The following is a 23,278-nucleotide window of genomic DNA, read 5'->3' as shown; positions in this document are numbered from 1 at the left end:
GAAGCGGAATGCGGGGACGATTGTCCCGGACTGCGCTTCGCTCCATTTCGGCCACGGGTGAAACGCGCCGCTATTCGTCGATGTACTCGTCTTCCTCGCGCTTGCGCGCCATGCTCTTGCGCGCACCGAGCGAGCCGGTGACGGATTGATCGCGCGCATTGGCATAGGGACTGCGCGACTGCGCACGCGCGGCGACCTCCTCGCCGGACACGGCGGCGGGCTGGCAGATCAGGCGGCGACTGGCACGGCGCATCAGATCGACGTGGATGTGATCGTAGTGAAAGACGTTCGAGCCAGGCGCGAGAACGGTGGTGAAATGCGCGCAGGCGCCCGATTGCACGTCGCGCAGGAAACCCTGCTCCTCCGGCATGCCGCGCCAGCCGTCCTTGATGGTGACGCGGCGTCCGTCGGCGAGCACGAAGGCGGAGATGTCGAGCGCGTTGCCGAAGGCGTGTTCGGAGATGTGAGCACGCGAATTGCCGTTCATGCCGCGGCAGGAATAGGCGGAGATCTGCTTGATCTCGGCGACCCGCACGCCGAACCAGCGCATCGCCGAAGGCTGCACGGTGTCGGCAAGCCAGCGATCGAGCTCGGACACGATAGGGCAGGCCAGCGTCGCGGTCGGCTTGATCGCGACGGGTCCGACGGCCGTGACGGAATTGCCCTGCGCGGGGCCGAGGCGCGGCAGCGGTTGCGGCGCAGGCGCCTGCGAGGAAGGCGCCGGCCGGGCCGGATAGCTCGGCGCATTCATGTAGCGCGCCGCGCCCGCGGCATCGGTGCCATCGGGCGGCAGGTCGATCTCGTCCTCCTGCGCCGCCACGCCCGGTGCGTTCAGCGACATCGGCCCGGACGAAGCACCGTAGCCGGCGGGTTGGCGAACCGCGCTTTCGGGATAGTTCGGCCGTTGCGGAATGGACGACGCCGGGTAATTCTGACTCTGCGGATAATTCGACCGCGGCTGCGCCACCGGCCAACGCGGCTGGCCGCCGATGCTGCCGGGCGGGCGCAGCTGCTCGTCGGCAAAGCCGTAGCTGCCCGAGGCTTCGCCGATGGCCGCGACCTTCAGCGGAAACTCGGCGCCGCACATGCCGGGCCCGGAAATCGGGTCGATGCGGACGAGATCCGGCCCCTCTTTCACCGCGCCCGATTTCAGGCATGCGGCTTCCGCCTCGGCCCGCCACGGTTCACGTTCGGCCTGGAAGAAGCCGCGTCCGCAACCCGCTAGCGAAACAAGGACGATGGAGCCGACGAGATACAAACGAACTCCGCGCGTCATGCACGCACGTTCGATGAATTTACTTAAAGACTCTTCAACACGTTGATTTCAGTGTTCTTTAACCATGCGGGTTCGCCCGGGCCGAACCTCGGGCAGAACCGAGCGACAGCAGGGCTGACTTTATCTGGACGAGACTCTCTGTTAACCATGATGCACGCGCGCAGACTGGCGCGCGTGGAGGGAGCGACCTCATGACGTTCGCCGGGAAACTGAGCGTAGTCACCGCCTACCTCGCCATGGCCTTCGTCGGCGCCATCGTGCTCGGCATGATCTAGCAGCTCATCAAGCGCATCGAAGGCGGCTCCCCTCTCCGCTTGTGGGAGAAGATGGCGCGTAGCGCCGGATGAGGGATTCTATCCTCGCGCGCCGGCGTTCGCTGAGACAGACCCTCACCCTGCAAGAAGATGAAAGAGACAATTCGGCGCGACGCTACGACCGTGCACTCCACTGCCGCGAGGTCGTGATCAGTTGCTCGCGCGGCGCCTCGACCCGCGTCCAGTCGTTGCCGGAGCACCAGAAACGCCAAAGCGCACAGGCCTCGACGTGCAGCCTGCCGGATCTCTTCAGGGTCATGGTCGCGTAATAGGTGTTGCCGCTGGAGCGGCTGTAGATGCTGCCGGTCCAGACCTCGTGCGATTTCGGCTTCATGTTGACGAGCACGCTCTCGCCCCGGTTAGACGCCTCGGTCAACGCGTAACCGCAAAGTGCGGGCCCGCAGCGCTCGATGCGGACCGTGCCTTTGGCGCCTCGGCTCTCCCATTCGCCGAGCGGCGTATGGGCCTGCTCGTCGTCGTTGCGCTGTGCGACCGCCACGGTCTGCTTGATCTCGGGGCTCGGGGCAGGCGGCGGCTCCATGCGCGGCGGATCGAGCGTCACGGATTTCTGCAGATCGACGCGCGGCACCTCAGCGCGCGGCGGATCTGGCTGCGGCGCCTCAGCTCTTGGTGGCTCTGGTCTCGGTGCCTGCGGCGGCACGACGGGCTGCGATGTCGTGGCGGCCAGCGTCGGTGCTGGAGCAGCCGGCGGCGGCGCGACCACGGTCGCCGGCGGCGGGCAAACCGAGATGGCCGGAGCGACCGGCGACGTCCGGGCAATCGGCGCCGGCGGCGGGACCGGCCTCGTCGCGGCGTCTTCCACCGGCCGCAAGCCGCGATGGGACGAGATCGACACGCAGGATGTGGATCGGCACGTCCTGGGCGCCTCGACATGGAAGCGATGGCCGCCAATCGAGATGGAATAGGAACCGGCCTCGGCCGCCGGCGCGATCGCCATCAGCGCGATCAATGTGCCAAGCGAAGTCGCAAGCCGCTGCATCGCCCTCTCCCTCAATGTCGCGACGACCTTACGCAGAGGAATTGCGGCTGAATGTGCGCTGCCTCACCCAAAGGGCGCGCCGCCGTTGTGACCCCCGTCACAGAACACCGGGCCGGTCCGGCATAGGGTCGAACCACGCTTCATCCACCGGCGACTTCAGTCCAAATCGGGACCGCGCCATTTTCGGAGGTTGTCATGAACAAGCTCACCGTCGCCGCCACCGCGCTCTTCCTGGCCTCGACCGCCGCCCACGCCGGCGGCAATACGATCTCGTTCCAGATCGAGGGCCAACACATCCGAATCGAGACGCCGCGCAACTGCGCCTCGCTCAACTGCGTGACCATCGTCGCACCGGGCCTGTCGGACAAGCCGATCAAGCTGAACAACATCAACCTCAAGGGCCTCGGCGGCTCCAAGGATGATGACGTCGACACCACGCCGGCTCCGGCCACGACCGCGCAGCCCGCGCCGGCTCCGGTGCAGCAGCAGCCCTTGCCGCAGGCGCCGGTTCAGGCGACCGCACCGGCCGCGCCAATTGTTACCCCCGCCGCGCCCGCGTCGACCGTTGCCGCCGCGCCGTCCGTCGATACGACGACGCAGCCCGCGCCCGCAGCGCCTGCTCCCGTTGCTGCGCCCGCTCCGGTGGCGGCAGCTCCCGCTCCGGCTCCGGTGGCCGCCGCGCCTGTGGCCGCACCGAACTCGCCGATCGGCGTGTGGGCGACCGAAGAGGGTAAGGGCAATGTCCGCGTCGAGCAGTGCGGCGCCAATCTGTGCGGCTATGCCGAGAAGACCAACGAACGCATCCTGATCAACATGAAGCCCGAGGGCTCGAAGTGGAGCGGCCGCATCCGCGATCCCAATTCCGGCCGCAACTACGACTCGACCATCGCGATGAAGGGCCCGAATGCGATGCGCGTACAGGGCTGCGCCTTCGGCGGCATGTTCTGCGGCGGCCAGACCTGGAAGCGCGTCAGCTGACGCGCGGAGCGCGTTAGCTCCGACACATGCACTATCTTCGTCATGCCCGGGCTTGTCCCGGGCATCCACGTTCTTGGTGCCGCGCGTCGAGACGTGGATGGCCGGGTCAAGCCCGGCCATGACACTGGAGAGATAGCGAGTCCCGTTAGCATCGCGCACGCTACAACAGGCGCGCTCTTGTTGTCCGGCACACGTTCATCCGCCATTCAGGTCCCCCCGGCTGAAATCGGCCGATCTCGCCTCGCGTTCTCACCGGGACTTCCTCGTGACATCAATGCTGGCTTGGCGCCGCTTCGTGTTCGCGCTTGCGCTGCTGGCATTGCCGCTGGCAGGCGGCGGCGTGGCGCATGCATCCGATGCAATCGAGCTTGCTCAGGTGCAGCCGCAGGGCCAACCGGCGCCAGCACCTGCCCCAACGCCCTCGGCCCCACCGACGCCGGCTACGGACGCCACCGCCGTCGAGCCGATCGGCAACGTCGCGACCGTCACGGGGATCGCGACCGTGATCCGCGACAAGAACTCCTATCCTTTGCGCGTGCGCGACGACATTTATCTCAACGACGTCGTGCAGACCTCGTCGAACTCCTCGCTCGGCATCACCTTCAGCGACGCGACCACGTTCAATCTCTCCGCCAGCTCCAAGATCACGATCGACAATTACGTCTACGAGGACGGCGGCAGGCAGAACTCCGGAATCTTCGACATAGGCAAGGGCACGGTCGCCTTCGTTGCGGCGGCAGTGGCGAAGACAGGCAACATGAAGATCACGACGCCCACGGCGACGCTCGGCGTCCGCGGCACCACCGGCGTCGTCGAGGTGCCCGAAGGCGCGGCCGCGAGCGGCGGGCGCAACGTCAACATCAAGCTCTATCCCGACGCCGACGGCCGCGTCGGTCACATCGACGTCGACGACCGCACCAGCGGCACGCGCCTAGGCGCGCTGACGCAAGGCGCCAGCGGCTTCGCGATCCGTCCTGGCGCGGGCGGCATGCGCTTTGCCGCGGTGCCGATCACGATTCCCGCACGGCAGATCGCGCGCGACCGCGGCTTCGTCAGCCAGGTCCATCTGGCGCAGACCACGGGACGCCAGATCGTCACCGAGCAGCGCGACTTCCGCCGCGCCAATCCAGGCGCGCTCAGCCGCATCCCGCGGCCGGCGCAACCGCCGCAGCAACAGCAATTGCGGCCGACCGCGCCCGGACAGCAGCCGCAGCGCCCGAACGGCCAGAACAACCGTCCGGGTCAGCAGCAGCCGGGCGCGCCGGGCCGGCAAGGCGCCCAGCCGCCGCAGCGGCAAGGCGGCGCGGTGCAGCCGGCGAACCCACGTGCGGGCCAGGGGCCGCAGCGAGGCCAGCAGCAACAGGGTCAGCCGCAACCCGGTCAGCAGCAAGGTGCCGGACGTCCAAGTGCGCCGCGCACGGGACAGGGCACGGCTCCCAACGGCACGCCGCAAACCCAACCGCCGCGCGGTGGACGAATTCAGCCCGGAGGAGTCGTGCCACAGCAGTCGCCGAACACACAGCCGCAATTGCCGCACACCGGCATGCAGCCGGGCCAGCCGCCCGCGGCTCAACCGCCAAGCTTGCAGCGCCCCGGCGGATTCCAGCAGCGCCTCCCGGCCGCACAGCGCCCGGCAGCTCCGCGCAAACCGGCGCCAGCCCCGAAGGAGAAGGAGCGGCGGTGACAGTGCCGCCCCTCACCCTGAGGAGCTTGCGAAGCAGGCGTCTCGCAGGACGAGGCCACAGTCGGGCCGCATGGTTCGAGACGCGCGCGATGCGCTCCTCATCATGAGGGTCAACGTCGAGCACGCCGCTCTCTCCTCCGTGGAGGGAGCTCAGGCTCTTACAGGCCTATCAACTCGCGGATGTCTCCGAACCGCAAGCAGCGCGCTCCAGACTTCACGCCTCGCCGCGCAGCCAGGCCTTCACCTTTTGCAACAGGCCGTGCCGCAACTCCTCGACGGAGACGGCTTCGGCGGGTGTCAACGTCTGCAAGGCCGCATCGATGTCATCGGCCGATTGCGCCGGCGATGGCGCCAGCCCTGCTGCGGCAAGCGCGATGGGGCCGGTCTGGGTCAGGAACGCGCGTTCATATTCGCGCGACAGCCGCCCGATCGCATCGTCCAGCGAGAGCCAGTCAACCGCCTTGATGTCGTTCGTCAGCTTGCGGACCGGCCCGCCCTCGGCCTCCATGCGCCAGAAATGCACGACCTTCACGCGTCCGCCGGACTGGTAGGCGAGCGTGCCGAGGAATTCATGCACGGCGACGTCGTGGCCGGTCTCCTCCAGCACCTCGCGATGCGCGGCCTCTTTCGGCGTCTCGCCGTCGTCGAGCTTGCCCTTGGGCAAAACCCATTCATTGCGCTTGCGCTGACGCACGACCGCGATCAGCGGCGTCGAACCACGCCGCAGCACGATACCACCCGCCGCCATCACCGGCGCCCGCGCCATCACCAAATCCGTCGTCGAATCGTCCCCACCGACGATATAGGCGGCGGGGACGGCGGATTGAAGGCTACTTTCTTCTGAGCAGCGCCTGGCCGGCACGGATGCGCGTGCCCTCGGCGATACCGTCGCAGAAGTTGAAATCGCCGGGCGCCAGGATGATGATGGTCGAGCCGTGCTCGAACCAGCCGAGCTCCTCGCCCTTGGCCACCCTGACGTCGCAGGGAAAATTGACCGGGCCGCGCGTCTGCGCGTTCAGCACCCTATCGAGGAAATGCAACCGGATGCTCGCGACGAGGATCGCGGCGACCGGCACCAGCGTCACGGCCTCGCCGGTCGAAAGATGCGTGCGGATCACCGCGCGCTCGTTCTTGCAGAACAGCCGCTCGACCCGCTTCAGGGCGATCGGGTTGACGTTCCAGACATCGCCGTGGATCAGCGTGACGCCCTCGATCTGCGCATCATAGGGCGCATGGAAGCGGTGATACATGCTCGAGGTCAGCCGCAGCGTGACGAAGCTGCCGTTGCGGTGCTGGTCGACCAGCGCGGAATCGCCGACGAGGTCGAGCAGCGAATAGGGCGCGCCCTTGACCTGGAATAGCTCGGTGTCGGCGATCCTGCCGTGGGCGCCGACGATGCCGTCCGAAGGGCTGGCGACGACCGCTGAATCAGGATCGAACGGCCGCAGGCCCGGCTTCAGCTCCCGCGTGAAGCAATCATGCAGGCTCCTGAAATGGGTCTTCTTCGCCTCCGACAGATCGAGGTCGGAGAACAGCTTCCACAGCGCGATCGAGACGTCTCGCACGAAGGGATTCTCGATCTTGGAGAACCAGCCCATGAAGCGGGTCAGCGCCGCGCGGGGAATGCGGTTGGTCAACAGGAAGTTGATGTCTTCCTGCTGGGTGAAAGAGGCGATGAGGGCTTTGACTGTCATGAATCTGTCAGCTCACAGTATTAGCGCTTGTTGTCATGGAAACGACACTCCCGATTCTCTCGATGTCCGTGGCCGCCGCAGCGTCCGCTGCCGCCGTCTTCCCTAAGATCAAGGCGCGGATCGAGTTGTCCCGCGCCAAGCACCGCTCGCTCGCCGGACACTCCAAGATGTCGCGGCGGGTGGCAAAGCTGCTCCCGTTCTACGAGTTCGGAGAGAACGACTACTTCGCGTGCGACGGCGCGCCGGCGGACATCGCCGCGCAGCGCAAGGACGGCTTCTTCCGTCTCGCCGCCCTCTACGCCGAGCGCTACCCGAAGGGCCGCGCGATGACGAAGGAGGCCGCGGACAAGATCTCCGACCTGAACTTCACCGAGAGCTACCGCGTGCCGTTCCAGTTCTCGCGCCTGGTCCGCGAGCATCTGGGCACCTCGACCTTCGTGGCATCCTCCAGCGGCGTCACCGTCACCGATGTCGACGGCAACACGTCGCACGATCTCACGGGGTCCTACGGCGTCAACATCTTCGGCAACGACTTCTACAAGGAGTGCATCGAGGGTGCCGAGAAGCGCGCGCATGCGCTCGGCCCGGTGCTCGGCCCCTACCATCCCGTCATCCTCGACAACGTGCAGCGGCTCTGCCGGATCTCCGGCCTCGACGAGGTCTCGTTCCACATGTCCGGCACCGAAGCCGTCATGCAGGCGGTGCGGCTGGCGCGCTACCATACCAAGCGCACGCATCTGGTTCGTTTCGCCGGCGCCTATCACGGCTGGTGGGGCGACGTGCAGCCCGGCGTCGGCAACCCGATTCCCGCGCACGAGACCTACACGCTTGCCGAGATGTCGGAGAAGACGCTGCACGTCCTGCGCACGCGCAAGGACATCGCCTGCGTGCTGGTCAATCCGCTGCAAGGCCTGCACCCCAACGCCAACGCGCCCGGCGATTCCGCGCTGGTCGATTCCTCCCGCGGCGGCAATTTCGACCGCGCCGCTTACACCGAATGGCTGAAGAAGCTGCGTGAGGTCTGCGATCAGCGCGGCATCGTGCTGATCTTCGACGAGGTCTTCGTCGGCTTCCGTCTCGCCGCCGGCGGCGCCCAGGAATATTTCGGCGTCAAGGCCGACATGGTGACCTACGGCAAGAGTCTCGCCGGCGGCCTGCCGGTCGGCGTGGTCTGCGGCAAGCGCGAGCTGATGCGCCGCTTCCGCGACGACCGTCCCGCCGATATCTGCTTCGCCCGCGGCACGTTCAATTCGCATCCCTATGTCATGACGGCAATGGACGAGTTTTTGAGCCGGCTCGCCAGCCCGAACTTCCGCGCCATCTATGACGGGCTGGAAGAAACCTGGAACGGCCGCATGCAGAAGCTCAACCGGATGATGGAGGACGCCGACCTGCCGGTGCGGTTCGCCAACTTCTCCTCGATCTGGACGGTGAAATACACGACGCCCTCCCGCTACAATTGGATGCTGCAATATTATCTGCGTGCCGAAGGTCTGGCGCTGAGCTGGGTCGGCACCGGCCGGCTGATCTTCAGCCTGAACTACACCGACGCCGACTTCGCCGAAGTCGCCGAACGCTTCGTCCGCGCGGCCGCGAAGATGAAGGCCGACGGCTTCTGGTGGCACGACGGCGTGCTCACCAACAAGCAGATCAAGCGGCAGATCCTGAAAGAGATGCTGTCCAAGCGCTTCGGGCGCTGAGGCTTCATACTCCGAAGCCGTCATGGCCGGGCTTGTCCCGGCCATCCACGCGTCTCCGCACGATGGCTTCAAGACGTGGATGCCCGGGACAAGCCCGGGCATGACGTAGACCATAAACATTCGCGACCTGGGCAGGGGCCGTATCAGGCGTGCTGCTCTTCGAGCGCGGGCTCGCCGACCAGGCCCAGCGTGTGCTCGGGATTGAGGTGCAGGCCGGGATCCATCAGCTCGCCGCGCATCAGCGCCAACGGAGCCTTGTGATACAGCATCAGATCGTGGAACGGATCGGTCAGGATCTTGGTCATCCAGACGAGGCCGGTCTCGACGTCGCGGATGAAGAACAGGTGCACGGTGCGGAACAGCAGGCCGCCGCCGCCGACCACGAGCCAGATCTTGGCGACCTGCCGCATGAAGTCGGTCGCGCCTTGCCACGGCGTGAACAGGCCGAACAGGGTCGGATCGAGGAACAGCACCAGCGGCGAGGCCGCCCAGATCGCCATCAGCACGACCTTGCGCTGAAGGTTGTAGCCGACCTTGATCTCTTCCTTGTACTCGTGCGTCGCCTGGTTGACGTGATCGTAGGTATGCGGCTCGAAGAAGAAGTGACCGGCCTGGCGTGAAGTCATCGAGACCAGCCAGCCGACCAGCGCGGAGACGACGGGATCGACGAACAGCCAGACATAGGCGAACAGGAAGCTCAGCGCGCTGACGAAGTGCAGGCTCTGATTGATGCGGCTGTGGTGATAGTAGCGATGGTCGTCCCAGCGCTGGATCCGCAGCTGCTCGAGATAATGCTTGATCATGCTCTTCCCCAAAATGCTTTCGGCTACGGGGTTAAAGGGATTCGATGTACGCCGTGTGACAACATCATCTTGTCATGTGATGGCACGTAGCGGCGCGATGACGCACGACGCTTGCGCTCGAGGTCACGCCGCCTTGGCGACGTCGACCTTGCGGAAGCGCACCAGCGAGAAATGGCCGAGCGGCGGAATCAGGCGGCGTTCGGCGAGCTCCATGCCGTGGGCGCCGGCCAGCCATTTCGTATAACGCGACCAGGCGAACTCGGCAGTGCGGAAGCCGAGCGGACGCACCACCGGCTGCAGCTTCTGCTCGATGAAGCGGCGCATGCCGGCATCCGCGCTGACGCGGGTGAGGATGATGAGCTCGCCGCCCGGGCGCAGCACGCGGGCGAATTCGTCGAGCGCCTTTTCGGGGTTCGGCACCGCGGTGACGACATATTGCGCCATCACCACGTCGAACGAATTGTCGGGGAATTCGAGCTTCTCGGCGTCCATCACCGCGAGGCCCTCGACATTCTTTAGCTTGCCCTCGGCGACGCGCTGGCGCGCCTTGTCGAGCATCGCTTCCGAAATGTCGGTGCCAAAGACGCGCAAATGCGGCGCGTAGAGCGGCAGCGAGATGCCGGTGCCGACGCCGACCTCGAGCACGCGGCCGCCGATCTTGTTGGTGGCCGCGATCGCGGCCTGCCGGCCCTTGGCGAACACGCCGCCGAACACGAGGTCATAGACCGGGGCCCAGCGGTCATAGGCCTGCTCGACCGTGCCGCGGGTGAGGTCGAGCTGCTGGGTGCCGTCAAGGTTCATGATCTTAGCCATCGATGAGGTTCTCGCTGTGGTTCTAACGAAAGTTCAACCGCGCACCGGCCGCCGCGCCATGCGAGGCGAGGCGCGCAAGGCGCGGCTGGGCTGAAGTGAGGTCAGGTTGCCGACGAACTGGCGCGCGCTGTTCTCCCAGGAACGCTCCAGCGCGAAGTTGCGGCAGGTCTCGCGCGACATGGTGAGCGCGCGCAGGCACGCGCTGCGCAAATCGTGGTCGATCGCGCCGATCGGATGATCGGCGATGACGTCCTTCGGACCCGTGACCGGAAACGCCGCAACCGGCGTGCCGCAGGCGAGGGCTTCGAGCTGCACCACGCCGAACGTATCGGTCAGGCTCGGAAACACGAACACGTCGGCGGCGGCGAGATGCGCGGTGAGATCGGCCCCCTTCTTCTCGCCGAGGAAGACGGCATCGGGATATTTCCTTTCGAGTGCCGCCTTCTGCGGGCCGTCGCCGACGACGACCTTGGTGCCGGGCAGGTCGAGCGAGAGGAAGGCTTCGAGATTCTTCTCCACCGCGACGCGGCCCATGGTCATGAAGATCGGACGGGGCAGATCGAGCCCGGCCGGCGCACCGGGATGAAACAGCTCGGTGTTGACGCCGCGGGTCCAGAAGCCGAGCCGCTTGAAGCCGCGCTCGGACAGCTCCTGCCGCAGCGACGGCGTCGCCACCATGGTCATCGCGGCGGCATCGTGGAAATAGCGCAGCACGGCATAGCCGACGCTTGCGGGGATGCCGGTCCGCACCGCGACGTATTCCGGAAAGCGCGTCGTGTAGGAGGTGGTGAAGGCGAGCCGGTTGCGGCGGCAATAGGCCCGCGCGGCCCAGCCGATCGGGCCTTCGGTCGCGATGTGCAGGGCATCCGGCGCCGCGGTCTCGATCCGCCGCGCGATTTCCTTGCTGCCCGGCAACGCAAAGCGCAGGCCCGGATAGGTCGGCAGCGGCCAGGACGGAAAGCCGTCCGGGGTCAGGAAGTCGATCTCGACATCGAGGGCCTTGGCCGCACTCGCCAGCGAGGTCAGCGTCCGGACCACGCCGTTGACCTGCGGATGCCAGGCGTCCGTCGCAATTAATACCCGCATGGGAAAATCCCGAGAGTTTGATGATTCTCGGTTTCCGACCATCAACGAAGGATATTTCAGGCGTGTGACGTCATAGAAGTGTCGGCCCGTCGTTTTGTTCGTTAACGGACGCCTGCGGCCACGAAACTGTCATGAAACAATTCTTGCCGCGGTGAAACCGTTTTCGGTTTTCCGCGCAAATGTCCCGAAACGTTTTGCCGTTAGTGATCTTCGCAACGGAGCACCGCAACGGTGCCGCGGTGGCCGAGACCACCGAGCAAACAGGGGCGATCACATGTTCAATCCGGACACGTTCAAGACGTTTTCGCGCGCCGTTGCTATTGGCGCAGTCGCGGTCTCCGCAATCGCGTTCGCAGGTGCAGCCAAGGCGGCGCCAGTGCAGATCTTCCCCTTCTTCCAGCCGCTGCCGCCGATGGCCGCGCCGCAGCCGTTCCAGCCTTACCAGCCCTATCAGGCGCCGACCTATCAGACCGAGCCGTCCGAGGATCAGGACGCCGTCGAGATGCCGGCCCGCTTCCGCCGCCAGACCGTCGCTTACGCGACGCGCGAAGCGCCGGGCACCATCATCATCGATACGCCGAACACCTATCTCTATTACGTGCTCGGCAACGGCCAGGCGCTGCGCTACGGCATCGGCGTCGGCCGCGACGGCTTCACCTGGTCCGGCATCCAGTCGGTGACCCGCAAGGCCGAGTGGCCGGCCTGGACACCGCCGCCGGAGATGATCGCCCGCCAGCCCTATCTGCCCCGCCACATGGCCGGCGGCCCCGGTAATCCGCTCGGTGCGCGCGCCATGTATCTCGGCGGCACCATCTACCGCATTCACGGCACCAACGCCCCCGAGACGATCGGCAAGCGCGTCTCGTCCGGCTGCATCCGCATGACCAATGACGACGTCACCGACCTTTATTCCCGGGTCAACGTCGGCACCAAGGTCGTGGTGCTGCCGATGACGGAGCGCCGCGCGGAACTCGGAACCGCGACGCGCTGAACCGGCAGGACATCGTGACGCAAACGGCCCCGGAACCCGCCGGGGCCGCTTTTGTTTGCCCTCGACATGTCGACGCGCGCCAGCTGCGGCGCGGTCCCCGATGGAGGCGCAAATGCAATCACGCCTGCAATCCTCGCCGTATCAGTGGCTGCACGCGATCGCCGGCGCCGCCACACTGGCGCTGCTCGCGTCCGCGCCCGCCTCGCTCGCGCAGCAGCCTGCGGGCGATGAAGCAGACAAGCAGGCCTTCAACAATTCCTGCCGCACCTGCCACTCCATGAAGGAAGGCGACAACCGCCTCGGCCCCAACCTCAACAAGATCCTCGGGCGCAAGGCCGGCTCGCTGCCGGACTACAACTACTCCTCGTCGATGAAGGAAGCCGGCTTCGTCTGGGACCAGGACAAGCTGACGCGCTTCATGGTCAAGCCGGACGAGGTGGTGTCGGGCCACAAGATGCAGCCCTATGGCGGCGTCTCCGCTGAGGAAGCGGCAAAGGTGGTTGCGTATCTCCAGGCGGCTTCGCAGTGACGGGGCCGTTTCGTCTGGCCCAGGTGGTTGCGGCGCATCCTTCGAGACGCCCGCCTGCGGCGGGCTCCTCAGGATGAGGACGGAGTGCGCAACTGCCAATCCATCCGAAGCTCTTGCGCCAAGGCGGGACTGCCAGTTAGCCTCATCCTGAGGAGCGCGCCCTTGCGCGCGTCTCGAAGGACGAGGCGTTCCGATGACCGAAGGCGCGTGGCTCTACATTCTCAGATGCGCCGACGGCAGCTACTACATCGGCACCACGCGCACGGAGCTCGAGATCAGAGTCGCGCAGCACAACGCCGGCACGTTCGATGGCTACACAAAGCCGCGTCGCCCGGTGACTTTGATATTCTCGCAATGGTTCGATCGCATCACCGACGCGATCGAATGCGAACGCAAGCTCAAGAAATGGAGCCGCGCCAAGAAGGAAGCCTTCATGCGCGGCGATTTTGCCGAGCTTCATGAATTGGCAAAGCGCGCATCAAGTCATCCTTCGAGACGCCCGCCTGCGGCGGGCTCCTCAGGATGAGGACGGAATGCGTGGAAGCAGTTTCAACGGCCACGGTGCTGCTTAGCCTCATCCTGAGGAGCGCGCCCTTGCGCGCGTCTCGAAGGACGAGGCGTTCACACCGGCGGCAGTTCGCCGCCCCGCCATCAACCGCAGCCACGCCGCCGAATGAAACGCGCTCATCAAGAGATACATCGGCACCATGCCGCCGAGCAGCGATCCCTGCCCGGCGACGCACAACATGTCGGCCGGCCCACCCCCGACCATGGCCGTCAGCACGGCCATGATCGCGAAGGTCGGTGTCGCCGCAAGGGACAGCCACCTGGCAAGGTGGCGCGCCGCCACAACGCCATTGCGGCCGGCGCCGGCCATTGCGCCGACGGGACTAGTCACGTCCTTCCGCCGCCTCCTGGCGGAACGCCTTCTCGCCGGCGTCGGAGATCTCGACCCACTTCTTGTCGGGCGCGGCGCCCTCCGTGTAGCTGTCGTGCCAATTCCACCATTTGTAGGTCGGCGTCTGCGGATAGCCCTTCGGCGAGTCCTCCCAGACCTCCTGACGGCCGAGCGGCGTGATGTCGAGGTAATTCCAGGTGCCGCCCATCTGCTCGTCGCCGCGGCTCTTGACGAAATAGGTGCGGAAGATCCGCGTCCCGTCGCGGTAGAACACGTTCGTGCCGTGCCATTCGTCGACGCCGAAATCGGCGTCGAAACTGTCGGTGATGGTGACCCACGGCATGATCCAGCCCATCCGTTGCTTCAGCCTGATGATATCGGCCTGCGGCGCGCGCGAGGCGAACACCAGCGTGGTGTCGCGGGCATTCAGATGCGCGACGTGGGCGACCTGGTCGGCCACCATGGAGCAGCCGCGGCAGGCGTGATCGGGCCAGCCGAACACGCCGGGCTCGAAGAACGCGCGGTAGACGATCAGCTGCCGCCGGCCCTGGAACAGATCGACGAGACTGAGCTTGCCGCCGGGCCCCTCGAACGCATAGGTTTTGGAGACTTCCATCCACGGCATGCGCCGGCGCTCGGCGGCCAGGGCGTCACGGGCACGGGTATGCGCCTTCTCCTTCACGAGCAGTTGCTGACGGGCGGCCTCCCAGTCCTGCGGCGACACCACCGGCGGCGTCTGCATGACGGGCTGTCCGTTATTCGGTTCGTTCTGGGCTAATGTCATCATGACTCTCCAAATTCTTCGCTTGGGCGATCAGCCTGCGTGTCGCGGAACCGCCCGCCCCCCACCGCACATTGGCCGTCGACAACGATTTCTGGCACCGCGCGGTTGCGCGGTGGGAGTAACAAGTGTGGCGGGATTTGAATGGAGTCGCTGATCACAGCCGCCGCGCGCGCGTTGGAGGCGGGCGATCCGCTCGGTGCCCTGAACCGCGTTGCGCTGCGCAACGACGCCCCGTCGCTGGCGCTGCGCGGCATCGCGATGGCGCAGCTCGGCGACCTCGCCAAGGCCAAGTCGCTGCTGCGCAGCGCTGCGCGCGCGTTCGGTCCGCGCGAGGCGGTGGCGCGGGCAAGATGCGTGGTGGCCGAAGCCGAGATCGCGCTGGTCTCGCGTGATCTGAACTGGCCGGACAGGACACTCGCCGCGGCGCGCGCGACTCTCGAAAAGCACGGCGATCTCGCCAACGCGGCGCATGCCGGCCACATCGCCGCGCGGCGTCTTCTCCTGCTCGGACATATCGAGGAGGCGGAGCGCACGCTCGCCGGTCTCGGCCACTTGCCGCTGCCGCCGGCCTCACAAGTCGTTCGCGAGCTCGTGCTGGCCGGCATCGCCATCCGGCGGCTCCGATCGCAGGATGCGCGCGCAGCGCTCGCGCGGGCAGCCCGCGCTGCACGGCAGGCCGCCATCCCCGCACTCGCCGCCGAAGTCGAAAGCGCGAGCCGCGTGCTCGACACGCCGGCGGCGCGCCTGATCACACGCGGCGAGGAGCGGCCATTGCTGCTTGCGGAGGTCGAGCAGCTGGCGGCATCCGAGGCGCTCGTGGTGGACACGTTCCATCATTCGGTGCGCAGGCGCGGCACCGTCGTGCCGCTCGGCACCCGGCCGGTGCTGTTTGCCCTCGTCCGCATCCTGGCCCAGGCGTGGCCTGCGGACGTCTCGCGACAGACGCTGATCGCGAGCGCGTTTCGCGCCAGGCATCTCGATGAATCGCATCGCGCGCGGTTGCGCGTCGAGATCGGCCGGCTCCGCACCAAGCTCAAACCGCTCGCCGACGTGAACGCAACGAAAGAGGGATTTGCGCTGGCGCCGCGCAGGACGCGCGACATCCTCGTGTTGGCGCGGCCGGTCGATGAAAAGCACGCCACCGTTCTCGCTCTCCTCTCCGACGGCGAGCCCTGGTCGAGCTCGGCGCTCGCGCTGGCGCTGGGAACGAGCGCACGCACGGTGCAGCGGGCCCTCGACGAGCTGGCGCGCGCGAACAAGGTGCAATGCTTCGGGCACGGGCGGGCGCGGCGCTGGATGACGCCGCCGGTCCCGGGTTTCCCGACAGGCTTGTTACTCCCCACGCCGCTCCTGAAGACGTAACGTTAGGACCACATCACAGGGAGCTTGCAGATGAAGCGTTCAGCCGCCGAGATCATCAGAGAGTACGGGCCGTTTGAGGGCGTCGAGGCCGTGCATGGCGTCACCTATGACGGCAGCCATGTCTGGTTCGCCTCCGGCGACAGATTGAATGCGGTCGATCCGGCCAGCGGCAAGGTCGCGCGCTCCATCGATGTCGCCGCCCATGCGGGAACGGCATTCGACGGCAGGCACCTGTTCCAGATCGCCGAGGATCGCATCCAGAAGATCGATGCGGCCTCGGGCAAGGTGCTCAGCACCATTCCGGCGCCGGGCGGCGGCGGCGACTCGGGCCTCGCCTGGGCCGAGGGCTCGCTGTGGGTCGGGGAATATCGCGAGCGCAAGATCCATCAGATCGACCCGGAAACCGGAAAGGTTCTCCGCACCATCGAGAGCAAGCGCTTCGTCACCGGGGTGACCTGGGTCGACGGCGAGCTCTGGCACGGCACCTGGGAAGGCGAGGACAGCGATTTGCGGCGGATCGACCCCGAAACGGGAAAAGTGATCGAGCAACTCGACATGCCCGACGGCAAGATCGTGTCAGGCTTGGAGTCCGATGGCGGCGACCGCTTCTTCTGCGGCGGTGGCACTAGCGGCAAGGTGAGAGCGGTCCGGCGCCCGCGGCAAAGCTAGTCCTGCGTCCTGCGCGACCGCGCGGCGACGGTGCCTTCTCAGCCGTTAACCCGTTCGCCGCAATTCCACCCCATCGGTGCGCTCTAGCGCCCTGCTCGCTCGCCCTGTAGAATCCCGGCCGGGGCGGCTTGGGGGATTGATGCGACTTTCGTTGAATCTGAAGACCATCCTGGTGGGCGTCGCCGTGCTCGCGGCGTCCTTCTTCATCAGCTTGAAGGCGATGGACTTGCTGTCGCCGCGCGCGACGAATTCCGCCCCGCCCGTCGCGCAATTGCCGCCGCTGCCGCCCGCCGCCAAGAGCTCGATCGTGATCGCGCCGGTCGCCATCGCGCTCTCGGCGATCCGCGAGCAGGCCGAGAAGGCCGCGCCGCGCAATTTCGCCGGGAAGGCCGACAACCCGATCTCGCAGATCCTGGAGAACGCCGACATCGGCTGGTCCGCCGTGCGCGGGCCGATGGCCGCGGCCGGCGACAAGGACGTGCTGACGATCTCGACGCCGCTCTCCGGCAAGCTGAACGTGACGGGCTCGCTGTCGGCGAAGGCCACGGGTGCGCTCGGCGACGCGCTCGGCAGCGTGCTCGGCGGTGACGCCGCGAAACGGATCGGCGCAGTCAACATCAAGAATTTGAACGCCAGCGCGGAGATCAAGGGCAACGTGGTCGTCACCTCGCGCCCGAAGCTCGCGGCCAATTGGCATCTCGAGCCCAATCTCGGCGCCCAGGTCAATCTCGGCGACACCAACCTCAATGTCTCCGGCGCCAAGGTCAACGTGCCGGCGCAGGTGAAGCCGCTGATCGACAAGAATGTCGGCGAGCAGATCAACATCGTCTCCGAGCGCATCCGCAACGATCCCTCCCTGCGCGAGAATGCGAAGCTGCAATGGGCCAAGGCGTGCCGCTCGATCCCGCTGCAGGGCTCGGGCGCCTCGGCCGCGCTGCCGCCGCTCTGGCTGGAGATGAAACCGATCCGCGCCATCGCCGCGCAGCCGCGCGTCGACGCGCAGGCCGTGACGCTGCTGTTGGGCCTGGAAGCGGAGACGCGCGTCACCTCGACGCCGACCAAGCCGAACTGTCCGTTTCCCGACAAGATCTCGATCGTGCCGCCCACCGGCACCGGCGTGAACATCGGCGTGCCGATCGACGTGCCCTTCACCGAGATCAACAAGCTGATCGCCGCGCAGATGGTCGGCCGCACCTATCCCGAGGACGGCTCGGGCCCGGTCGACGTCACCGTGAAGAGCGCCAACGTGATCCCGTCGGGGGACCGGCTGCTGATCTCGCTGCTGGTGCGCGCCAAGGAGAAGAAGAGCTGGCTCGGCCTCGGCGCCGAGGCGACCGTGCACATCTGGGGGCGCCCGGTACTCGACCAGGCGCAACAGACGCTGCGGCTCACCGACATCCAGCTCGCGGTGGAATCCGAGGCGGCATTTGGCCTCTTGGGCGCCGCGGCGCGCGCCGTGGTGCCACAGATGCAGCAGGCGCTGCTGCAGAAGGCGACACTCGATCTGAAGCCGATCGCCGCCAACGCCCGCGAGAAGATCGCCGCCGCAATCGCCGATTACCAGAAGAGTGAGGACGGCCTCAAGGTCGACGCCAAGATCGACAGCCTGACGCTGGCCGACATCGCCTTCGATTCCAAGACCTTGCGCGTGGTCGCGGAAGCCGGCGGCTCGCTGAATGTGTATGTGAGCAAGCTGTCGGGGATGTAGCGCGCTTTCACTCGCTCGCACGTCTATCGCATTTTGAGAGCTTTTCCGTGCAGCCATCCTTCGAGACGCCCGCTTTAGGCGGGCTCCTCAGGATGAGGACGGAGCGAGGGGCAGCAGTTTCAAAAGGGCACTCACGCCGATTGGCCTCATCCAGAGGAGGCGCGTAAGCGCCGTCTCGAAGGACGAGGCGCGCGCGCAGGCTGCCGCCCCGGGCCATATGCGATAGCCTACACTCGCCGGAAGCGCACGCCTCTTCATCGGTCGGCCCGCTGGCATTCTCATCGGAGGATGCTAAGCTGCCCCCAGCCACCTCGAACGAGGTGCTGACAAGCATTGTAGCGGCAAGCCGAGGACAACATGGAAGCCGGCATGGTGACGCCCCCGCCGGCATTGGTGCGCTTTTCCGGCATTCAGAAGACCTATGATGGCGAGCACCTCGTGGTGAAGAACCTCGATCTCGACATCAGGAAGGGCGAGTTCATCACCCTGCTCGGCCCGTCGGGCTCGGGCAAGACGACCACGCTGATGATGCTGGCCGGCTTCGAGGTGCCGACCCATGGCGAGATCTATCTCGCGGACCGGCCGATCAAGACCATGCCGCCGCACAAGCGCGACATCGGCATGGTGTTCCAGAACTATGCCTTGTTTCCGCACCTGACGATCGCCGAGAATATCGCCTTCCCGCTATCGGTTCGCAAAACGAGCAAGGCGGACGTGCAGGAGCGCGTGGCTGCGGCGTTGCGCATGATCAAGATGGAAAACCTGGCGCACCGGCGGCCCGGACAGCTGTCCGGCGGACAGCAGCAGCGCGTGGCGCTGGCGCGCGCGCTGGTCTTCAACCCGCAGCTCGTGCTGATGGACGAGCCGCTCGGCGCCCTCGACAAGCGCCTGCGCGAACAGATGCAGCTGGAGATCAAGCAGCTGCACGAGACGATGGGCATCACGATCGTCTACGTCACCCACGATCAGAGCGAAGCGCTCACCATGTCCGACCGCATCGCCGTCTTCAACGACGGCATCGTGCAGCAGATCGACAAGCCCGACGCGCTGTACGAGCACCCGGTCAACAGCTTCGTCGCCCATTTCATCGGCGAGAACAACGTGCTGGCCGGCACCGTCGAGACGGTCGACAAGGACTATTGCCGCGTTGCGCTGACCGGTGGCGGCGCAGTCACCGCCCGGGCGGTCAACGTCTCGGGCGCGGGCGCATCCACCGCGCTCTCGGTGCGGCCGGAGCGGATCGCCATTGTCGCGGACGACAGCTCCAGCGACGGACCAAACCGCCTGCCGGCAAGGGTGCAGAACACCATCTATCTCGGCGACCACGCGCTGGCCGTGCTCGACGTCGCCGGCAACGGCGAGTTCATGGTCAAGCTTCAGCCGGGCGCACATGGCAGCCTGAGACATGGCAAAAGCGTGTTCATCACCTTCCGCCCAGAGGATTGCCTCGCCCTCGATCCGGTCTGATCCAACGTACGCGGACTTGAAATACGCAACCTCAACGCAACTCGCACGAAGAAGGAACCAAGACCATGATGAAGCGCAAGATTGGCAAGATTGCTCTGGGTTTCGCCGCGGCGCTCGGTGCCAGCGCTGCGCTGGCGACGGTCGCGCAGGCGCGTGACCTCACCGTCGTGTCGTGGGGCGGCGCCTATCAGGACGCCCAGAAGAAGGTTTACTTCGAGCCGTTCAAGAAGGCGGCCGGAATTGCCATGAACGACGAGTCCTGGGACGGCGGCGTCGGCGTGCTGCGCGCCAAGGTGCAAGGCGGCGCCGCCACCTGGGACGTCGTCCAGGTCGAGAGCGACGAGCTCGCGGTCGGCTGCGAGGAAGGGCTGTTCGAGAAGCTGGACTATACCAAGATCGGCGGCGAGGCCGCCTATATCCCGCCCTCGGTCAATCCGTGCGGCGTCGGCGCCATCCTCTACGACTTCGTGCTCGGCTACGACAAGGACAAGCTGAAGGAAGCCCCGAAGGGCTGGGCCGACTTCTTCGACACCAAGAAGATTCCAGGCAAGCGCGCCCTGCGTCAGGGCCCGAAGACCACGCTGGAAATCGCGCTGATGGCCGACGGCGTCGCACCGAAAGACGTCTACAAGGTGCTGGCGACCGACGAGGGCGTCGAGCGCGCCTTCAAGAAGCTCGACTCCATCAAGGGCGACATCGTCTGGTGGAAGGCCGGCGCCCAGCCGCCGCAACTGCTCGCCTCCGGCGAGGTGGCGATGACCTCGGTCTACAATGGCCGCATCGACACCGCGAACAAGAACGAGAAGAAGAACTTCGGCATGGTGTGGGACGGCGCACTATTCACCCTCGACAGCTGGGTCATCCTGAAGGGCAGCCCGAACAAGGACGCCGCCTACAAGTTCCTGGACTTCGTCGGCAAGGCGGAGAACCAGGCGAAACTGTCGGAGAACATCGCCTACGGCACCTCGAACAAGGACGCGGCCGCCAAGCTCGCCCCCGCCGTTCTGAAGGACCTGCCGACTGCGCCTGACAACATCAAGAACGCGGTCGAGATCAACGTCGCCTTCTGGCTCGAGAACATCGACCGCCTGACCGAGCGCTTCAACAAATGGGCCGCGAAATAGCGCCTTGCCGAATGGGTAAGGGATGCGTGGCGGACAGCTCGCCCGTGGCGCATCCTTCGAGACGCCCGCCTGCGGCGGGCCCTCAGGATGAGGTCTAAGTTTGTGGCAACGATTCTACAGGCACCGATCTCGAGGAGCCTCATCCTGAGGAGACCGCGAAGCGGTCGTCTCGAAGGACGAGGCGCTTGCTCAGGCCACTCCAACAGGCCCTCCCCATGACAACAGCGTCCTTGACCGGCGCCAATACCCAGACCGAGGTGCCGCTCAAGCGCCGATTGAGGCGTGCGGAGCGGACGCGCCAGGTCAAGGCATTGGCGCTGGTCGCGCCGCTTCTCGTCTTCCTGCTCTTCACCTTCGCCGGGCCCATCGCCGGCATGTTGTGGCGCGCGGTCGATGACAGGGAGGTGCGTCAGGTTCTGCCTCAAACCATAGCCGCTCTCGCCGATTGGGACGGCAAGGACCTGCCGGACGAAAAAGCCTATTCAGCACTGGCAAGCGACCTGCTGGCGGCGCGCGCCGCCGGCACCATCGCCATCGCGGCGAAGCGGTTGAACTACGCGCTGAACGGTTTTCGCACGATCCTGACCAGCACCGCCCGCAATCTGAAGGCCGCGCCCGAACCCGGCACCGCCAAGGAGACGCTGGGCAAGATCAATCCGGCCTGGCGCGAACGCGCCACCTGGACGACGATCAGGGGCGCCAGCGGCCCCATCACGGGTTTCTACCTTCTGGCGGCGCTCGACCTCGTGCAGAACGTGGACGGCGCGATCGTCGCGGCCCCGCCGGACCAGGCCATCTACCGCAGCCTGTTCGTCCGCACCTTCGTCATCAGTCTCAGCGTCACCGTCCTCTGCCTGATCCTCGGCTTCCCGGTCGCTTACCTCTTGGCGACGCTGCCGCAGGGTAAATCGAACCTCCTGATGATCTTCGTCCTGCTGCCGTTCTGGACGTCGCTTCTGGTCCGCACCTGCGCCTGGATCGTGCTGCTGCAGAGCAAAGGCCTCGTCAACGACAGCCTGCACTGGCTTGGCATCATCGACGAGCCGTTGCGCCTGATCTACAACCGCTTCGGTGTCTGCGTGGCCATGACCCACGTCCTGCTGCCCTTCATGATCCTGCCGCTGTACAGCAGCATGAAGGCGATTTCTCCGGCTTACTTGCGCGCCGCCGCCTCGCTCGGCGCGCCGCCGGTCACCGCCTTCCTGCGCATCTACCTGCCTCAGACCCTGCCGGGGATCGGCGCGGGAAGCCTGCTCGTCTTCATCCTGGCACTCGGCTATTACATCACACCGGCCCTCGTCGGCGGCGCCGCCGACCAGATGATCAGCTATTTCATCGCGCTCTACACCACCGACACGGCCAATTGGGGCCTCGCTTCGGCGCTCGGTGCCGTGCTGCTGCTCGCCACCATTCTCCTGGCGCTCGTCTACGGCAAGCTGGTGCAGGGCCAGCAGGTCACGGGAGGCATGAAGAATTGAGCGACAATTCCGCCCTGCGCACGCCCAGCCAGCGCATCGCGTGGACCGCGACCATCGTCGTCTCCACGCTGGTGTTCGTTTTCCTGATCGCGCCGATCCTCGCGATCATGCCGTTGTCGTTCAGCTCGGGCTCCTACCTCACCTATCCGCTGCCCGGGCTGTCCTTGCGCTGGTACGAGGACTTCATCACCTCGCCGCGCTGGATGAATGCGCTGAAGAATAGCGTGATCATCGGCGTCGCCTCGACCGCACTGTCGATGGTGCTTGGCACGCTGGCCGCGCTGGGGCTGGCGCAGTGGAAGAGCCGGTTCAAGCCGCTCGTGCTGGCTTTCGTGCTGTCGCCGGTCGTCGTGCCCGGTGTCATCACCGCGGTCGGCCTGTATTTCTTCTTCGCGCCGATCGGACTGACCGGCAGCTATCTCGGCTTGATCCTGGCCCACACCGCGCTGGCGACGCCCTTCGTGGTGATCACGGTCGGGGCGACGCTGCAGAGCTTCGACACCAACCTGGCGCGCGCCGCCGCCTCGCTCGGCGCCTCGCCGCTCGAAGCGTTCCGCCGCGTGATCCTGCCGCTGATCCTGCCCGGCCTCGCCTCGGGGGCGCTGTTTGCCTTCGCGACCAGCTTCGACGAGGTGGTGATCGTGCTGTTCATGGCGGGGCCCGAGCAGCGCACCCTGCCGCGCGAGATGTTCAGCGGTATTCGCGAGAACATCAGCCCGACCATCACGGCCGCGGCATTGATCCTGACCAGTGTGTCGGTCATCCTCCTCGCCACGATGGAAGCCCTGCGCCGCCGCAACGAGCGGCTCAAGGCCGGCGGCTGAGCGGAGGCGTTACCCTTTCCTCTCGCCGCAAGCCGGGCGACGCAAAAAACGGCACGACAGCGCGCCCGGTGAAAACCGGGCGCGCTTCGTTCAGAT

At 66.3% G+C, this 23,278-nt stretch carries 22 protein-coding genes; 13 read left to right on the top strand and 9 right to left on the bottom strand.

The window, feature by feature from the left end; genetic code table 11:
• Positions 1-70: 70 nt before the first annotated feature.
• Together AC066S_RS22270 and AC066S_RS22265 are read right to left on the bottom strand one after the other, a co-directional pair.
• Positions 71-1,276 carry an extensin-like domain-containing protein gene (locus AC066S_RS22270; RefSeq protein ID WP_478270621.1) on the bottom strand — a complete coding sequence of 402 codons (1,206 nt, stop codon included), beginning with the start codon at positions 1,274-1,276 and terminating at the stop codon, positions 71-73.
• Between the two features lie 429 nt (positions 1,277-1,705).
• Positions 1,706-2,590 carry a DUF2147 domain-containing protein gene (locus tag AC066S_RS22265; RefSeq protein ID WP_478270620.1) on the bottom strand — a complete coding sequence of 295 codons (885 nt, stop codon included), beginning with the start codon at positions 2,588-2,590 and terminating at the stop codon, positions 1,706-1,708.
• Positions 2,591-2,785: 195 nt separating this feature from the next.
• On the opposite strand from AC066S_RS22265, the gene AC066S_RS22260 reads away from it, so the two are divergent.
• Both AC066S_RS22260 and AC066S_RS22255 read left to right on the top strand, forming a co-directional pair.
• Positions 2,786-3,568, top strand: a complete 783-nt coding sequence (locus tag AC066S_RS22260) for a DUF2147 domain-containing protein (protein WP_478270619.1) — start codon at positions 2,786-2,788, stop codon at positions 3,566-3,568.
• A gap of 274 nt (positions 3,569-3,842) precedes the next feature.
• Positions 3,843-5,252, top strand: coding sequence for a FecR family protein (locus AC066S_RS22255; RefSeq protein WP_478270693.1), 1,410 nt, complete (start codon positions 3,843-3,845; stop codon positions 5,250-5,252).
• A 214-nt stretch (positions 5,253-5,466) separates the two neighbouring features.
• On the opposite strand, the gene AC066S_RS22250 is transcribed toward AC066S_RS22255, so the two are convergent.
• Both AC066S_RS22250 and asd read right to left on the bottom strand, forming a co-directional pair.
• Positions 5,467-6,018, bottom strand: coding sequence for an NUDIX hydrolase (locus AC066S_RS22250; RefSeq protein ID WP_126255244.1), 552 nt, complete (start codon positions 6,016-6,018; stop codon positions 5,467-5,469).
• Between the two features lie 64 nt (positions 6,019-6,082).
• Positions 6,083-6,946, bottom strand: coding sequence for an archaetidylserine decarboxylase (gene asd / locus AC066S_RS22245; RefSeq protein ID WP_478270618.1), 864 nt, complete (start codon positions 6,944-6,946; stop codon positions 6,083-6,085).
• Positions 6,947-6,981: 35 nt separating this feature from the next.
• Here asd and AC066S_RS22240 point away from each other — a divergent pair, with 35 nt between their 5' ends.
• On the top strand, positions 6,982-8,646 hold the full coding sequence (locus tag AC066S_RS22240; RefSeq protein ID WP_478270617.1) for an aminotransferase class III-fold pyridoxal phosphate-dependent enzyme: 1,665 nt from the start codon (positions 6,982-6,984) through the stop codon (positions 8,644-8,646).
• Positions 8,647-8,789: 143 nt separating this feature from the next.
• Here AC066S_RS22240 and AC066S_RS22235 read toward each other — a convergent pair whose 3' ends face one another.
• The 3 genes from AC066S_RS22235 to AC066S_RS22225 form a co-directional block, all read right to left on the bottom strand.
• On the bottom strand, positions 8,790-9,449 hold the full coding sequence (locus AC066S_RS22235) for a hypothetical protein (RefSeq protein ID WP_478270616.1): 660 nt from the start codon (positions 9,447-9,449) through the stop codon (positions 8,790-8,792).
• A gap of 123 nt (positions 9,450-9,572) precedes the next feature.
• On the bottom strand, positions 9,573-10,262 hold the full coding sequence (locus AC066S_RS22230; protein ID WP_126255240.1) for a class I SAM-dependent methyltransferase: 690 nt from the start codon (positions 10,260-10,262) through the stop codon (positions 9,573-9,575).
• Positions 10,263-10,295: 33 nt separating this feature from the next.
• Entirely contained in the window at positions 10,296-11,348 is a 1,053-nt protein-coding gene (locus AC066S_RS22225; RefSeq protein ID WP_478270615.1) for a glycosyltransferase family 4 protein, read from the bottom strand.
• A 274-nt stretch (positions 11,349-11,622) separates the two neighbouring features.
• Between AC066S_RS22225 and AC066S_RS22220 the strand changes: the two genes are divergently transcribed.
• The 3 genes from AC066S_RS22220 (at position 11,623) to AC066S_RS22210 (ending at position 13,394) form a co-directional block, all read left to right on the top strand.
• A complete protein-coding gene (locus tag AC066S_RS22220; protein ID WP_135162846.1) occupies positions 11,623-12,339 on the top strand; it encodes a L,D-transpeptidase in 717 nt (238 codons plus the stop codon).
• A gap of 112 nt (positions 12,340-12,451) precedes the next feature.
• Positions 12,452-12,868 (top strand): c-type cytochrome, encoded by a 417-nt coding sequence (locus AC066S_RS22215; protein WP_245481207.1) that lies wholly within the window; start codon positions 12,452-12,454, stop codon positions 12,866-12,868.
• A gap of 193 nt (positions 12,869-13,061) precedes the next feature.
• Positions 13,062-13,394, top strand: a complete 333-nt coding sequence (locus tag AC066S_RS22210; RefSeq protein WP_135168610.1) for a GIY-YIG nuclease family protein — start codon at positions 13,062-13,064, stop codon at positions 13,392-13,394.
• 48 nt (positions 13,395-13,442) lie between these two features.
• On the opposite strand, the gene AC066S_RS22205 is transcribed toward AC066S_RS22210, so the two are convergent.
• Together AC066S_RS22205 and AC066S_RS22200 are read right to left on the bottom strand one after the other, a co-directional pair.
• Positions 13,443-13,766 carry a hypothetical protein gene (locus AC066S_RS22205; RefSeq protein WP_235885039.1) on the bottom strand — a complete coding sequence of 108 codons (324 nt, stop codon included), beginning with the start codon at positions 13,764-13,766 and terminating at the stop codon, positions 13,443-13,445.
• Positions 13,759-14,550, bottom strand: a complete 792-nt coding sequence (locus AC066S_RS22200; protein WP_430644558.1) for a DUF899 domain-containing protein — start codon at positions 14,548-14,550, stop codon at positions 13,759-13,761. Before AC066S_RS22200 ends, AC066S_RS22205 begins: the two co-directional genes overlap by 8 nt.
• A 141-nt stretch (positions 14,551-14,691) precedes the next feature.
• Between AC066S_RS22200 and AC066S_RS22195 the strand changes: the two genes are divergently transcribed.
• From AC066S_RS22195 to AC066S_RS22165, 7 genes are all read left to right on the top strand, one after another.
• Complete coding sequence (locus AC066S_RS22195) at positions 14,692-15,912, top strand: helix-turn-helix domain-containing protein (RefSeq protein ID WP_478270614.1); 1,221 nt, start codon at positions 14,692-14,694, stop codon at positions 15,910-15,912.
• 30 nt (positions 15,913-15,942) lie between these two features.
• The gene (locus AC066S_RS22190) at positions 15,943-16,581 is read left to right on the top strand and encodes a Vgb family protein (RefSeq protein ID WP_478270613.1); all 639 of its coding nucleotides are present in this window, start codon (positions 15,943-15,945) and stop codon (positions 16,579-16,581) included.
• Positions 16,582-16,720: 139 nt separating this feature from the next.
• Positions 16,721-18,289, top strand: coding sequence for a DUF4403 family protein (locus AC066S_RS22185; RefSeq protein WP_135168612.1), 1,569 nt, complete (start codon positions 16,721-16,723; stop codon positions 18,287-18,289).
• Between the two features lie 357 nt (positions 18,290-18,646).
• Positions 18,647-19,756, top strand: coding sequence for an ABC transporter ATP-binding protein (locus AC066S_RS22180; protein WP_126255232.1), 1,110 nt, complete (start codon positions 18,647-18,649; stop codon positions 19,754-19,756).
• A gap of 65 nt (positions 19,757-19,821) precedes the next feature.
• Positions 19,822-20,880 carry an ABC transporter substrate-binding protein gene (locus AC066S_RS22175; RefSeq protein ID WP_478270612.1) on the top strand — a complete coding sequence of 353 codons (1,059 nt, stop codon included), beginning with the start codon at positions 19,822-19,824 and terminating at the stop codon, positions 20,878-20,880.
• 215 nt (positions 20,881-21,095) lie between these two features.
• Positions 21,096-22,358 (top strand): ABC transporter permease, encoded by a 1,263-nt coding sequence (locus AC066S_RS22170; RefSeq protein WP_478270611.1) that lies wholly within the window; start codon positions 21,096-21,098, stop codon positions 22,356-22,358.
• The gene (locus tag AC066S_RS22165; RefSeq protein WP_164718322.1) at positions 22,355-23,182 is read left to right on the top strand and encodes an ABC transporter permease; all 828 of its coding nucleotides are present in this window, start codon (positions 22,355-22,357) and stop codon (positions 23,180-23,182) included. The genes AC066S_RS22170 and AC066S_RS22165 overlap by 4 nt, the downstream gene beginning before the upstream one ends.
• Positions 23,183-23,278 lie beyond the last annotated feature (96 nt).

Source organism: Bradyrhizobium sp. CFUWI (genome assembly GCF_056429085.1).
The sequence above is the reverse complement of the archived record's forward strand: the minus strand, read 5'-3'. Positions and strand labels throughout refer to the sequence as shown.